Source organism: Thiomicrospira microaerophila, assembly GCF_000934765.1.
GTDB lineage: Bacteria > Pseudomonadota > Gammaproteobacteria > Thiomicrospirales > Thiomicrospiraceae > Thiomicrospira > Thiomicrospira microaerophila.
Genome location: NZ_JYNN01000021.1, coordinates 38,528 through 51,460, shown reverse-complemented (window position 1 = coordinate 51,460; position 12,933 = coordinate 38,528). Strand labels below are relative to the sequence as shown.

Annotated in this window: 13 protein-coding genes and 1 rRNA gene; 7 read left to right on the top strand and 7 right to left on the bottom strand. The window is 44.6% G+C overall.

Going from position 1 to position 12,933, the window contains the following annotated elements; genetic code table 11:
* Positions 1–95: ribosomal RNA gene (locus NA59_RS08320) — 16S ribosomal RNA — on the bottom strand; the annotation flags it as partial.
* A 724-nt stretch (positions 96–819) separates the two neighbouring features.
* Positions 820–1,650 carry a PHP domain-containing protein gene (locus NA59_RS08315; protein WP_044410889.1) on the bottom strand — a complete coding sequence of 277 codons (831 nt, stop codon included), beginning with the start codon at positions 1,648–1,650 and terminating at the stop codon, positions 820–822.
* A 94-nt stretch (positions 1,651–1,744) separates the two neighbouring features.
* Here NA59_RS08315 and NA59_RS08310 point away from each other — a divergent pair, with 94 nt between their 5' ends.
* Genes NA59_RS08310 through NA59_RS08280 form a run of 7 tightly spaced genes read left to right on the top strand, consistent with a single transcriptional unit; the run spans position 1,745 to position 5,985 of the window.
* The gene (locus NA59_RS08310; RefSeq protein WP_044410886.1) at positions 1,745–2,350 is read left to right on the top strand and encodes a septation protein A; all 606 of its coding nucleotides are present in this window, start codon (positions 1,745–1,747) and stop codon (positions 2,348–2,350) included.
* Positions 2,351–2,352: 2 nt separating this feature from the next.
* The gene (locus NA59_RS08305; RefSeq protein ID WP_044410884.1) at positions 2,353–2,640 is read left to right on the top strand and encodes a YciI family protein; all 288 of its coding nucleotides are present in this window, start codon (positions 2,353–2,355) and stop codon (positions 2,638–2,640) included.
* Positions 2,637–3,140 (top strand): asparaginase domain-containing protein, encoded by a 504-nt coding sequence (locus NA59_RS08300; protein ID WP_044410881.1) that lies wholly within the window; start codon positions 2,637–2,639, stop codon positions 3,138–3,140. Before NA59_RS08305 ends, NA59_RS08300 begins: the two co-directional genes overlap by 4 nt.
* 35 nt (positions 3,141–3,175) lie before the next feature.
* A complete protein-coding gene (locus NA59_RS08295) occupies positions 3,176–4,069 on the top strand; it encodes a DMT family transporter (RefSeq protein ID WP_044410878.1) in 894 nt (297 codons plus the stop codon).
* Positions 4,070–4,117: 48 nt separating this feature from the next.
* On the top strand, positions 4,118–4,690 hold the full coding sequence (locus tag NA59_RS08290) for a peptidylprolyl isomerase (RefSeq protein ID WP_052501553.1): 573 nt from the start codon (positions 4,118–4,120) through the stop codon (positions 4,688–4,690).
* 38 nt (positions 4,691–4,728) lie between these two features.
* On the top strand, positions 4,729–5,235 hold the full coding sequence (locus tag NA59_RS08285) for a peptidylprolyl isomerase (RefSeq protein WP_044410874.1): 507 nt from the start codon (positions 4,729–4,731) through the stop codon (positions 5,233–5,235).
* 3 nt (positions 5,236–5,238) lie between these two features.
* Positions 5,239–5,985, top strand: a complete 747-nt coding sequence (locus NA59_RS08280; RefSeq protein ID WP_044410871.1) for a UDP-2,3-diacylglucosamine diphosphatase — start codon at positions 5,239–5,241, stop codon at positions 5,983–5,985.
* A 12-nt stretch (positions 5,986–5,997) separates the two neighbouring features.
* Here the strand turns inward: NA59_RS08280 and rng are convergent, their stop codons facing one another.
* From rng to greA, 5 genes are read right to left on the bottom strand one after another with little or no spacing between them, the layout of a single operon-like run.
* Complete coding sequence (gene rng / locus NA59_RS08275) at positions 5,998–7,470, bottom strand: ribonuclease G (RefSeq protein ID WP_044410906.1); 1,473 nt, start codon at positions 7,468–7,470, stop codon at positions 5,998–6,000.
* A 4-nt stretch (positions 7,471–7,474) separates the two neighbouring features.
* Entirely contained in the window at positions 7,475–8,050 is a 576-nt protein-coding gene (locus tag NA59_RS08270) for a Maf family protein (RefSeq protein WP_083945021.1), read from the bottom strand.
* Between the two features lie 24 nt (positions 8,051–8,074).
* Positions 8,075–10,882, bottom strand: coding sequence for an FAD-binding and (Fe-S)-binding domain-containing protein (locus tag NA59_RS08265; RefSeq protein WP_044410901.1), 2,808 nt, complete (start codon positions 10,880–10,882; stop codon positions 8,075–8,077).
* Position 10,883: 1 nt separating this feature from the next.
* Positions 10,884–12,395, bottom strand: a complete 1,512-nt coding sequence (locus tag NA59_RS08260; RefSeq protein ID WP_232504063.1) for a 3'-5' exonuclease — start codon at positions 12,393–12,395, stop codon at positions 10,884–10,886.
* On the bottom strand, positions 12,395–12,877 hold the full coding sequence (greA, locus tag NA59_RS08255) for a transcription elongation factor GreA (RefSeq protein ID WP_407701052.1): 483 nt from the start codon (positions 12,875–12,877) through the stop codon (positions 12,395–12,397). Before greA ends, NA59_RS08260 begins: the two co-directional genes overlap by 1 nt.
* Positions 12,878–12,933 lie beyond the last annotated feature (56 nt).

The window sequence follows — 12,933 nt, the reverse complement described above, 5'->3', positions numbered from 1 at the left end:
GTCAGCAAGAGCAAGCTCTTCTGTTACCGTTCGACTTGCATGTGTTAGGCCTGCCGCCAGCGTTCATTCTGAGCCAGGATCAAACTCTTCAGTTTAATCTTGAACATATATAAAACACTCGGAATTGACAAAGTTAACATGGAAGAATTGCTTCTACCTATACTTCATTTGTCGTTTCGAGTTAATTTTTGCTTCGGCGCATCTTCGCACTTCCACATAAATTATCTCTGAATTACCTGATTTTTAAAGAACTTAATTCGTTCACTAAGCAAGTGTTTCTCACTCAGTAAGCCAGCTATTCTAGCCAACTTCGAAACTCGTGTCAATCGTTTTTTTCAAACTTTTTTCTGCAAATTTCGTTTCGTGTTTCTTCTTCAGCGCCTTAGCGTCGAAGTGAGGCGTATTCTACAGACTATCCCGGTTCACGCAAGCGTTATTTAACATTTTTTTGATTTTTTTATTACAGCGACTATTTATCAACAACTTACCAGTCAACACGCGCTCCTATCTAGCCCGCATGTTTGATAAATTCGCGTGATGATCGCGCAGGATATTGGTTTCCCAGTGCTTTTTTCGAAGGCGTGCTCTAGTTATTCATGCAGCCGACTGAGAAAAAAGTACTGGGAAATCAATAGTCAAGCGAGGGCACGTGAGATTTATGAATCGAAGAAAGCGATGCTAAATATCCGGGATAAACCAACCACACAACGGAACAGCAGAGCTACTTTACTAACTGTAGCCCGTCGGACTAAACTAGTCGCAGCGAAAAAGTCTGCGTTGCGTCAGTTTTTGCAGCCGATTGGTTAGCACGGCAAACGCCTAGTCCCTAAACAACTGCCACACAGGCACAACCCCGTCTGGTAAAGCCGCCAACCAACCTAGGTTTCGCCATTTATGCTCTGGGCGGTGAAAGTCCGACCCGACCGAAGCATAAAACCCATAACGCTTAGCGCGGTCCGCCATACCCACTATATTAGATGTTCGATTCGGCGTGGTCACTACTTCAATACCCTTGCCACCGGCTTGAGCAAAGTCAGTTAGCATCAGATTAAGCTTCCGACTGGTCATATTGTATTTTTCTGGGTGTGCCATCACCGCGATACCCCCCGCTTGCATGATCGTTGCCACCCCTCTTTCCAAAGCAGGCCACGCCTCACTCACATAACCTGGGCGACCATTTTTTAAGAATCGATCAAAGGCTTGTTGCTGACTAGTTACATAACCACGCTCAATTAGTACCTGTGCGACATGTGGGCGCGCCGCCACCCCGACCCCAACGATTTGTTGAATACGTGCCAACATACAAGGATGCCCACGTTTAACTAGCTTGCTATTAATTTGTTTAACTCGCGCCCAGCGGCTGTCGCGTATATCCGCCAACAAGGCTTGTAATAGCGGATTATCTGTATCAACATTTAGCCCAACAATATGAATACTTCGCCCCTGCCATAACACCGACATTTCAACACCTGAAATCAAGCGCAAACCCTGTTGTCTCGCATACTCGACCACCGCCTGATAGCCGGCGGTAGTGTCATGATCAGTAATCGCAAGACAATCTAATTGTTTTTCAATCGCCAAGTCAATTAATTGGTGCGGCGTCAAGCTTCCATCAGACGCTTGGGTGTGGCAGTGAAAATCAACTTTCATTCTTCGTCATTCCCCTTTAGAATGGCATATTCTATAGCGTGGTAACCCTGATTACCAGCACGACACATTCACCAACTAAAAATGTAAAAAAACTATGAAACTATTATTTGATCTCTTTCCCGTTATTCTATTTTTCATTGCTTATAAAATGTATGACATCTATGTCGCCACGGGCGTCGCCATTGTCGCCACTATACTCCAAGTGAGCTATTTGTATGCCCGTTATAAAAAAGTAGAAAAAATTCACCTAATCACCCTTGCACTGATTGTTGTACTTGGCGGTGCCACGATTATTTTACAAGACGAAGCCTTTATTGCCTGGAAACCAACTGTCGTCAACTGGGGGTTTGCACTGGTGTTTCTAGCAAGCCATTATGTATTTGGTAACAAGCCAATTGTGCGCCGAATGATGGATTCAATGATTAGCCTGCCTGATCAAATCTGGATACGCTTGAGTTATCTATGGATTGGCTTTTTTGTGTTCTCCGGTCTAATTAATCTATGGGTCTATTACAACTTCTCACTCGATGCATGGGTGAACTTCAAGCTGTTTGGTTTAATGGGCTTAACCTTTTTGTTTATCCTGGTTCAAGGTGTCTATATCAGCCGCTATACTAAAGATGAGGAACAGGAGGAAAAAGACTTAAAAGAGCCTACCCCTGAGGCTTTTGATAATAACCAGAGAAAAACGGAGAACTAAGTATGCTTTTTTCGATCTTTGCCTACGATGTAGAAAACAGCTCAGCCTTGCGCCAACACGCTCGCCCAGCACATATTGCAAGACTTGAGGCACTTAATAATGCTGGACGCCTAGTGATAGCAGGCCCTAACCCCAACTTAGAAGGTGAGGGGTTTAGTGGCAGTTTGATTGTGGCTGAATTTGATAGCTTTGAAGCCGCCGATCAATGGGCGAATGAAGACCCCTATTTCTTTGCTGGCGTATATGACACAGTTGAAGTAAAACCGTTTAAACAAGTTTTTCCTAAATGAATCACTTATCACTCACTCTACTCGCGTGTGGCGGCACGATAGATAAAGACTACAACCCAATTACGGGCGAATTGTGTTTTAGCCAGAGTCACCTAGGTGAGATACTAGATCAAGCGAACCACCAGCTTAATATTGATCTGCAAACACTAATGCTTAAAGATAGTTTAGAGATGGACGAACAGGATCGTGAACAGCTCTTTCAGGCCTGTTTGGCTTGTGAAAGCCAACTTATCGTCATTACACACGGTACCGACACACTTACCGATTCAGCCGAATACCTGAACGCGCGATTTGAACATTTAAACAACAAAACCCTCGTTCTAACAGGGGCCATGCGCCCTTTTAAACTAGGAAACTCTGATGCGCTGTTTAATTTAGGCACCGCTTGCATGGCCGTACAACTCTGTAAACCAGGCGTATATATCTGCATGAACGGCCAGTTATTTTCAGCAGGAAAGGTTACAAAAAATCGCGCTTTGGGCATTTTCGTTTCACCCTAACACCTTATCTCAATTTCAATGTAAGCGAGTCTACCATGCCCGTTCTTTTGGCTTATTTTGCGGTGATTGCAATTTGGACCACCACGCCCCTCGCTATCCAATGGTCAGGTCAAACCGACTGGTTTTTTGGGGTCGCTGCACGCCTGATTTTAAGTGCGCTGCTGATTCTGCCTTTCGCCCTACTGTTTAGCAAACAACGTTTTGCTCTCGACTGGCCCGCCATCAAAGTCTATGGCGCCGCATCTATTGGTCTACTGGGCGGAATGACACCCGTTTATTGGGCCGCCCAAACTATGCCCTCAGGATGGATAGCCCTCATTTGGGGAATGACGCCGATTGCAACTGGATTGTTAATATATTTTCTACTCGGCAATGAACGTCTATCTTTAAACAAATGGCTCGGCATCAGCATCAGCTTGCTTGGATTAGTTGCGCTATTTGTTCCCAACCTTGAACCGACCGAGTCTCGCCTGCAACTGATGGGACTTGGGCTGGCCCTTGTCGGTGTATTTTTCCACTCTCTCAGCACCGTGCTGGTTAAAAAATCACAACACAATTTACCACCGCTGCATGTCGTTACGGGTGCGCTTTGGATAACAGCAGTCGTTTTCCTTATTTTCCAGCCCCGTATTCTGCTTGATTGGCCAGCGCTTGAACCTCACAGCCTCGCCGCTATCGGTTATTTAATTGTAATCGGCTCGGTTATTGGATTTGCACTTTACTACTATGTTCTTAAACAAATGGATGCGATGCGCTTAGGCCTTATACCCATGATCACACCTGTATTTGCTTTATTGCTTGGTTACTTTGTTAACAATGAAATACTCAATTGGTCGATATGGTTAGGTGCAGGCCTGGTTGTGCTTGGGCTTATTTTGTTTGAGCTCGATCGTTTCTATCGCTATCGAAAGCAAAAAAGTCAGCGTTAAAACCCAACAATGTTAAAATAACGCTGAACTTAATTAGGAGCAAACCGCATGAAAAAACTCTTTTTATTAACAGGCCTGGCTATCACCCTTGCCTTTAATGGCCTCTTAGCAAAAGCCGAAAACCCGCAAGTTTTAATGGAAACCAATAAAGGCTCATTAATTATTGAACTGTTCCCAAACGAAGCACCCGAATCGGTTAATAACTTTTTGGCGTATGTTAACAGTGGCTATTATGATGGCACCATTTTTCATCGCGTGATTGGTAACTTTATGATTCAAGGCGGTGGCTTTGATGCCGACTTCAACCGTAAACCGACTCGTGCCCCGATCCAAAACGAAGCCGACAATGGTCTCCAGAATCGGATTGGCACCATTGCCATGGCGCGCACCAATGACCCCCACTCCGCCACCTCTCAGTTTTTTATTAATGTCGCCAATAACAACTCGCTCGACTTCCGGGAAAAAACACCTCGCGCCTGGGGTTATGCCGTATTTGGTCGTGTAACAGAGGGTATGCGCACGGTTAATCAAATTCGAACCGTCCCGACCACAAGACATCAAGGGCATCAGGATGTACCTATTGAACCCGTTATTATTGAACGCGTAAGACAGATTAAATAACTTACTTTAACAACCAGTAATTAACCAAAGGAAAACGCATGACACAGGTTACCTTCCACACTAGCATGGGTGATATTAAAATTGAAGTTGATCACAAAAACGCACCTATCAGTGCAGCTAATTTTGTGCAGTATGCTGAAGAGGGCTTTTATAACGGCACTATTTTTCACCGCATTATCCCAAACTTTGTTGTTCAAGGTGGAGGATTAGAACCCGGTATGGAATCCAAACCCAATCGTGACTCGATTATAAATGAAGCTGATAACGGGCTAAAAAACTTAAAAGGTTCACTATCTATGGCACGCACAATGGCGCCTAATTCGGCGACTTCGCAGTTTTTTATCAACTTAAAAGACAATGCGTTTCTTGACCATACCAGCAAAGATGTTCATGGCTGGGGTTATGCGGTTTTTGCCAAAATAGTTGAAGGCATGGATGTTGTTGAAGCAATGGCAAAAGTTAAAACTACCAACCGTATGGGACATCAGGATGTACCTGTCGACGATATTTTGATCGAAAATACCACCGTCACTCAGGCTGACTAAACCTTGCCTCAACAAGCGCTCTGCTATATTCTGGCTGATGTTCACCTTCAGCCAGACCCTCAACACCCCGTTAATCAACTTTTTCACCAGTTTTTAACTCGCCTCGCTCCTCAAGCAGATGAAATCTACATTTTAGGCGACTTATTTGAAAGCTGGGTCGGTGATGATATTGAACTCAGCCGCTATCAAACCGAAATTAATTTACTCAAACAAGTTAGCGACCAAGGCACCCACTTGCATATTGCTTATGGTAACCGCGACTTTTTAATGCGCGGTTTATTTGAACGCGCCACCGGAGCAGATGTAATTCGACAGGACATCATCATCGAAACAATTCAAGGCACCCCATTCCTACTACTTCACGGTGACACACTTTGCACGGATGACGTAAGCTACCAAAAAATGCGGCGCTGGCTACACAAACCTTGGATACAATGGCTATTTCTTCATTTACCTCAAAAAACACGTTTAAAGATAGCCGATTCTATGCGAAAAAACTCAGGTCAAGCTACAGCTAGCAAGTCTCAACAAGCGATGGATGTCAATTTACAGACCGTAAAGACGATACTTGCTGAACATAAATTCATTGAACACATGATCCACGGCCATACCCACCGCCCTCATCGACACGCTACTCACTTAAAGTCTGGAGATAAAACACGTTGGGTTGTCGGCGACTGGCACCCTCAATCCGCTAAATTCATTCAAATAAAAAACGGGCAACCGGAGTTTATTCAATATTCGGGCTAGTAACAAGACAGCTTACATCATCACAACATCAAAAAACTCGGCTGGATAACAACTTTCTGCTTGAAAGCTAATGGGTTTTTTTAGAAATGCTTCCAAGGAAGCAATGCTTTCCGACTCCTCATCCATTATCTTAGCGACTACGCTTTCAGCCGCAATCACACGGTAGCGCTCAGCATTAAAGGATTTGTCCATACGCGTGATTTCCCTAAATATTTCATAGGCTACGGTTTCGCCGGTTTTGACCACGCCTCGACCATTACAAACAGGACAAGTCTCACACAATGTACGCTCCAAACTTTCACGAGTACGCTTACGAGTCATCTCAATGAGGCCTAACCTTGAGATTTCACTTATTGATGTTTTGACCCGATCTTTAGCAAGAGCTTTTATTAATGCATCATAAACATGTGTTTTATGCTCATCTTCCTCCATATCTATCAGGTCAAGAATAATAATACCCCCTAAGTTTCGCAATCTCAGCTGTCTTGCAATCGTTTGTGTCGCTTCTAAATTCGTACGATAGATGGTCTCTTCAAGATTTTTATGGCCGACAAACCCCCCTGTATTTACATCAATGGTCGTCATCGCTTCTGTTTGGTCGATAATTAAATAACCTCCCGACTTCAGCGGAACGCGTTTTTCAAGTGCCGCTTGAATTTCATCCTCGATGTTATACAGATCAAATATGGGCCTCTCGCCTTGGTAGTGTCCTAGTTTATCAGTTACTTCCAACACATACATTTGTGCAAAACGCTGCATTTTTGAATAGGTTTCAGCAGAATCAACGCGAATTTTCTCAATGCCAGCGTTAGGAATATCTCGTAAAATTCTTAAGTACAGGGGTAAGTCTTCATAAATAATTTGCGGTTTCACCGCTAACTGTGATTTTTCAACAATCGATTGCCAGAGGCGCTGAAGATAAATCATATCTGCTCTTAATTCATGGAACTGCGCGCCCTCCGCCACCGTTCTGACGATAAACCCCCCATCTATCGCTTTGGCCTCGGGAATCTGCTTCATCAACTCTCTTAGCCGCTCTCGCTCCTCGGTAAGATCAATTTTCTGGGACACTCCCAAGGTTTTTTCAGATGGCATATAAACGAGCAAACGAGAAGGAATGGAAACCTGCATAGTTACCCTGGCACCTTTCGTTCCGAGAGGGTCTTTAACCACCTGAACCATAAGCTTCTGCCCCTCATGCAAGAGCTTGGCGATATCTTGAGGTGTTTCAGGTGATTTTTTTTGTATCAAGTCATCTGATAAATCAGAAACATGCAAAAAAGCGGCGCGCGATAAACCAATATCAATAAACGCGGCCTGCATACCGGGTAGAACTCGCTCCACCTTTCCCCAATAGATATTACCAACCAGGCCACGCTTTTTAGAGCGCTCAACCCATACCTCTTGTAACACGCCATTTTCAACCCAAGCAACACGCGTTTCATTCGGCGTGATGTTTACCAGGACCTTTTCTTCACTATTCATGGCGCTACTCATAAAACCGACTTTCGGTTAATAATTGATTTAATTCGAAAATAGGTAAGCCCATCACAGCGGAGTAACTACCCTCCAAGCGCGCAATATATTTGGCACCTATTCCTTGAATTGCATAACCGCCGGCCTTGTCTTTAGGCTCTCCGGTATTCCAATAGTCATCTATATCCTGAGCAGATAAAGCATTAAATTTTACACGTGTACAATTTAATGCCCATACCTCCTGAATGCCATTGTCGAGTGCGACGGCTGACAGTACCTCATGCCATGAGCCGGATAACATTTGCATAGTCAGACAAAAATCGGCTTTAGATTTAGGTTTACCGATCACTTCCCCCTTAATAGCCAACAGCGTATCGCCCGCGATCACCCAAGCCTTGGGGTCGAGCGTATTTTGCCTTCCTGCTCTGGCTTTTTCCAATGCCATGCGCACAACAAAATCATCTACACGTTCATTAGGCTGTGGAACCTCATCAATATCAGCGGCAACTACATTAAAATCAAGTCCCATTTGGCTTAACAACTGAGCGCGACGCGGTGAACTTGAAGCAAGATATATATGTTTATTCACCTGAAATCCTTTTTCATCTGGCCTTTATTTATTAGAAGAGAGAAGCAGATCAATCAACTCAGCCAAGTGCATGGCGGAACGATCAGCAAGATCTGCAATTTGCTGACGACAACTCACCCCCGTTGCCACCACCCAGTCATCCTCTGAAGCCTGTTCAATAGCCGGCAACAAGGCTTGCTGAGCAATGTTAACTGACATATCATAATGCTTGTAGCCAAAGTCGCCTGCCATACCGCAGCAGCCACTTTTAATCGTGTTGACGACTAAACCAGGTACTTGCGCAAGGATCTTATTGACATCTTCGGGTTTAGCGAGCGATTTTTGATGGCAATGTACATGCAGCCAAAGTGTTTTTTCTACGGTATTGATCGTTGGAAAACGCTGCTGTTTAATCAAATCAATCAGCAACTCTTCATAGAGCATAACGTGCGCATAATCAAATGCATTGGCTTTTTTAGGCAATAAATCTTTTGCTTCATCACGCCAGGTCAAGGTTTCAGAAGGTTCGATACCAATGATATAATCATCCAGTGCCACATTAGACAGCGCGTGAATTATGCGCACCAATTCAGCAGAAGCCTCAAGCAATAAACCTTGACTAATCAACAATCTCGGCGAGGCTTTCATAAAGACAGGTCGCACATCAAACCCTAGTTTCATTAGGCTTTGCAGCGTCGCTCTGCCAACTTGCGGTTCTTGATATTGGCTATATAAGTCCACCAACACCCAAACTTTTTGCTGATTAGCTACGTTTGCTATTGATTGAGCCTGAGACACCCACCAGGCCTGCAAATTAAGTGCACCCATTTTCGGTATCGGGCGCCTTTCATCCAAACCCAATGCTTTTCTTGATAAGCCAATCTTTTGTACCCAGCTTAATGCTTTTGGGTTTTGTTGTGCCCAAAACATCACCTTTTCTTGCTGATTCAATAAAAACCTTCGTGTTTTACTGGGCTTAAGTTGATAGGCCACCTCCGCCTTTAAACGTGCCATATCTACACTAGCAGGGCACTCCGATTTACAGGCCTTACAAGCCAAACAATGTGATAAAGCTTCTTGCAACTGTGGCATGCCCAGTGCATTGACTGGATCCGGTTCGGTCAGCGCCCAACGTAATAAGTTGCTGCGTCCTCGTGTTGAATAGGCTTCTTCTCGAGTTACTTGATAGGAAGGACACATGTTACCCGTAGTCTTACGGCAGGCGGCGGCACCGTTACACTTCTCTACCGCATCCATCAAACTGATATCACTGCGCCAATCAAACCCGGTTGCTAGTTTTTGAATCGGTTGACGCTCAGCCCGCAACCCTTCTAATATCGAAGCGTCTGACAGTATCACACCCGGATTCAATTGATGCGTAGGATCAAATATCGCCTTCAGCTGCTGCCAAATTAGATATACCTCCTCGCCAACTTGCTGCCTTAAAAAAGGGGCACGTAAACGCCCATCACCATGTTCGCCGGACAAGGCACCGTTAAACTGTTTAACCAGACGAGAAAAGGCTTGCGCTAACTCCCCGAACACCTGACGATCATGCGGCTCCGCTAAATCGAGCTCAGGTCGAATATGAATAAGCCCTACTGATGCATGGCCATAAAACACCGCACGCAACTGATGTTCAGCTAACAATACCTGCACAGCACGATAAAAGTCACACAATTTACTAACGGGTACCGCCGCATCCTCAATCACCGCTACCGCTTTCTTTCGTGTACGCTTGCCCATTAGCAAGCCTAAACCTGCCTTCCTCAGTGCCCAGACCTTATTGGCTTGATGACTTGCAATCATCGGTGCGGCATACGCGCCCTGCCTCAACAACCAGGCCTGGATGTGTTTAGCCTGTTTTTTTAAACCCTCCGCAGAAGATGCATACAATTCAATAACCAAAACAGCTGCTGGCTTACCCTCCAACCAAAAACGATTTGCCGCTTGCTCAGCATTGCGTGCCGTACAAGCTAAAGTTACCTGATCAATTAACTCAACGGCAGCTGGTTTCATGGCAAGCAGCGGCTCAATAAGACTGAGTGCTTGCTCAATCGATTCAAAATGAGCACAAATTAATTGACTATGCGTTGGTTTCGCGCTGAGCTTTAGTGTAGCAGAGGTAATAACACACAGGGTTCCTTCAGAACCACAAATGATAGGCGTTAAATTAAAGGGCTTACCTTCAGGATTAAATGGCTGATAATCGCGTGCCAGCACATCTAGTGCATAACCAGTATTACGACGTATTAAACTAGTATCAGGCGATGCCTGCAAAATTGCCTTTCGATGCATCTTAACCAATGAAATGACCTGACGATAAATTTCACCCTCCAAGGTTTGCAGTGTCATTTTTTGATTCAAGGCTGTTGCGTCCAAGGATTCAAAACAAGCTTGCGAGCCATCAGCCAACACCACCTCTAATGACGCCACCCAATCACGCGTTGTCCCATAATACACAGAATGAGCGCCCGCGGCATTGTTAGCAATCATGCCACCCAATGTTGCACGACTAGCCGTTGAAATATCAACTGGAAAAAATAAGTTATCAAAAGCAAGCCGCTGGTTAAGCTCATCTACAACCAGACCAGGTTGTACTTTTACCCGTTGCTGACTAGGCCTATACTCAATTAATTCATTGAGGTGCTTAGACACATCCACCAACCGCCCCTGTCCAATGGCTTGCCCCGCCAACGAGGTACCTCCACCACGTAACGTAATCGCTTCACCCACACGCAGCGCCTCCTGCAACTGCTCCAAGAGCGCATCGTGCGTCTTAGGCACACTCACATCCTGAGGATAAATCTCAAATACAGAGGCGTCTGTGGAATATAAAAGTTCTTTTTTCAAATTAAACCCCAAGCACTTTTTTTAGCCCCTTCGGCAACATTAAAACACGCTTTGCCCGTGTAATAGCCACATAAATAACATTCAAACTTTCACGATACCCCGGATGCCCATCATCTGGCCACTCAAAATCCGATGCTAATACCACCTGGTCGAAACCCAATCCCTTTGCCTTGTGCACAGTACTAATAAACACTTGCGTTTGTGCTGAAGGACGTGCATGATTGCCCAATTTTTTTATTTTATCTAAGGTTTGAGTTTTATGCGTTTCGACAAACTTTACAATCGTTTTCCATTCTGCCTTATTAAGTTCTTCGGCCACTTCACTAAACTCCTGCCAAGAATTAAACAAGCTTAACTCTGCCGACCTAGGTACCTTTCGATCCCCCTGGTACAAACCATACGCTGACTCAATCAAGCGCGTAATTTGATCCAACCCGCCATTAATACTATAACTGATATTACGCTGCAAACAAAAGTCTGCCACCTCAAACACCTTTGCATTCGTCCGGCACATCACTGCATAAGGTTGATAAGGATCAAATCCACTATTAATAGGCTGATCCAGCCCACGCCCTACAATACGTCTTGTCTCATTTAACTTGTCCAATAGTTGATTAGCCAACGCTGAAATATGAGAACCAAATCGAAAGGAATGGGTTAACGGATAGTCTTTTAATGCCACCTTATCGAGTGTGTTAATGGCATTACGCCAAGCATAAATTTCTTGATGACGATCACCGACCAGCACTTTTTGACACGACTGTTGAGCCAGAATGGCCTGCAACACCGGGTTAGTATCTTGCGCCTCATCCAATAACACAACATCATAACCGAGCTGGGGCTTTCTCAACTGAAAAGCTTTTAAATAAGCATCATGCGTCATCCCACAATCACACCCTGGGTCTAGCATATTTTCGGCTAAACACTGTGTAATAGAGAGGAGTTGAGTAACAAAATCAGCTTCTTCTCTTGGGCTCGCGTTAGTCGCCCACTGCATGATCATTTCTGAAATATGGTTTTTATCCACCACCCACTCTGCCGAGTTCAGGTAATTATTTAATGTCTCACTGATCGCAATATTAACCTGAAAACGAGAACGACGAAATGGCTGCCAATGCTCGGGTTTATTAGAATAATGTTCCAAGTCTTGATAGGGCAAAAATGCACCAGCGCGTTTGAGCTTTTGCTGATACCGTGGCTCGGAATGCATCATAAAACGATAAGCTAAACTGTGTGCCGTTCGGCATTCAACCCAGTTAGGGAAAAGTTGACGTGCTTCCTCCGCGATCGCCTTGTTAAACGCTAAGTAAAGAATACGCTTAAAGGGAAGGTGTTGAGCCACGCCTCTAAGCGTCGTGGTCTTAGTCGCACCAGCAAAGGCCGACACTTTGAAACTTTCGCCGGCCTGCGCCGCTTGAATAATCGCGACTTGTTCCGGCGTCGCCGCTAAATCATTGATGAATAATGAATCAGAGGCGCAACCAAACATAAAATGAGCAGGTGCAAGCGGCACTAAATATAATTCACCTCTAGGATTTCATAATCAATATCACCACTGGGCGCTTTAACAATAATTTCCTCACCCTCCTCTTTGCCAATCAATGCACGCGCAATAGGTGAATTAATCGATATTTTATTCGCTTTTACATCCGATTCATCATTACCGACGATGCGATAAGTTACTTGCTCATCGGTATCCACATTTAACAATTTAACCGTAGCACCAAATACAATTTTGCCATGCGCTTCAATTTGTGTAACATCAATAATCTGCACATTGCTCAACACGCCTTCAATGTACTTAATTCGTGCTTCATTCATGCCCTGCTGCTCACGCGCTGCATGATACTCCGCATTTTCTTTTAAATCGCCGTGCTCACGTGCATCGGCAATCGCTTGAGTTATGCGTGGGCGATCCTCTTTTTTTAAACGATTAAGCTCAAGCTGTAATTTATCGGCACCTTCTTTAGTCATAGGATGTTTTTGCATTTTCATTCTCCTAAAAACAAAAAGAAGCCGGCACATAAGCACCGGCTTCTATTGTCTATTCT

Coding starts and splice junctions, on each gene's coding strand:
- NA59_RS08285 (WP_044410874.1), top strand. CDS start 4,729: ATGACACAGGTTACCTTCCACACTAGCATGGGTGATATTAAAATTGAA.
- rng (WP_044410906.1), bottom strand. CDS start 7,470: ATGAATAGTGAAGAAAAGGTCCTGGTAAACATCACGCCGAATGAAACG.
- NA59_RS08315 (WP_044410889.1), bottom strand. CDS start 1,650: ATGAAAGTTGATTTTCACTGCCACACCCAAGCGTCTGATGGAAGCTTG.
- NA59_RS08300 (WP_044410881.1), top strand. CDS start 2,637: ATGAATCACTTATCACTCACTCTACTCGCGTGTGGCGGCACGATAGAT.
- NA59_RS08310 (WP_044410886.1), top strand. CDS start 1,745: ATGAAACTATTATTTGATCTCTTTCCCGTTATTCTATTTTTCATTGCT.
- NA59_RS08290 (WP_052501553.1), top strand. CDS start 4,118: ATGAAAAAACTCTTTTTATTAACAGGCCTGGCTATCACCCTTGCCTTT.
- NA59_RS08295 (WP_044410878.1), top strand. CDS start 3,176: ATGCCCGTTCTTTTGGCTTATTTTGCGGTGATTGCAATTTGGACCACC.
- greA (WP_407701052.1), bottom strand. CDS start 12,877: ATGAAAATGCAAAAACATCCTATGACTAAAGAAGGTGCCGATAAATTA.
- NA59_RS08305 (WP_044410884.1), top strand. CDS start 2,353: ATGCTTTTTTCGATCTTTGCCTACGATGTAGAAAACAGCTCAGCCTTG.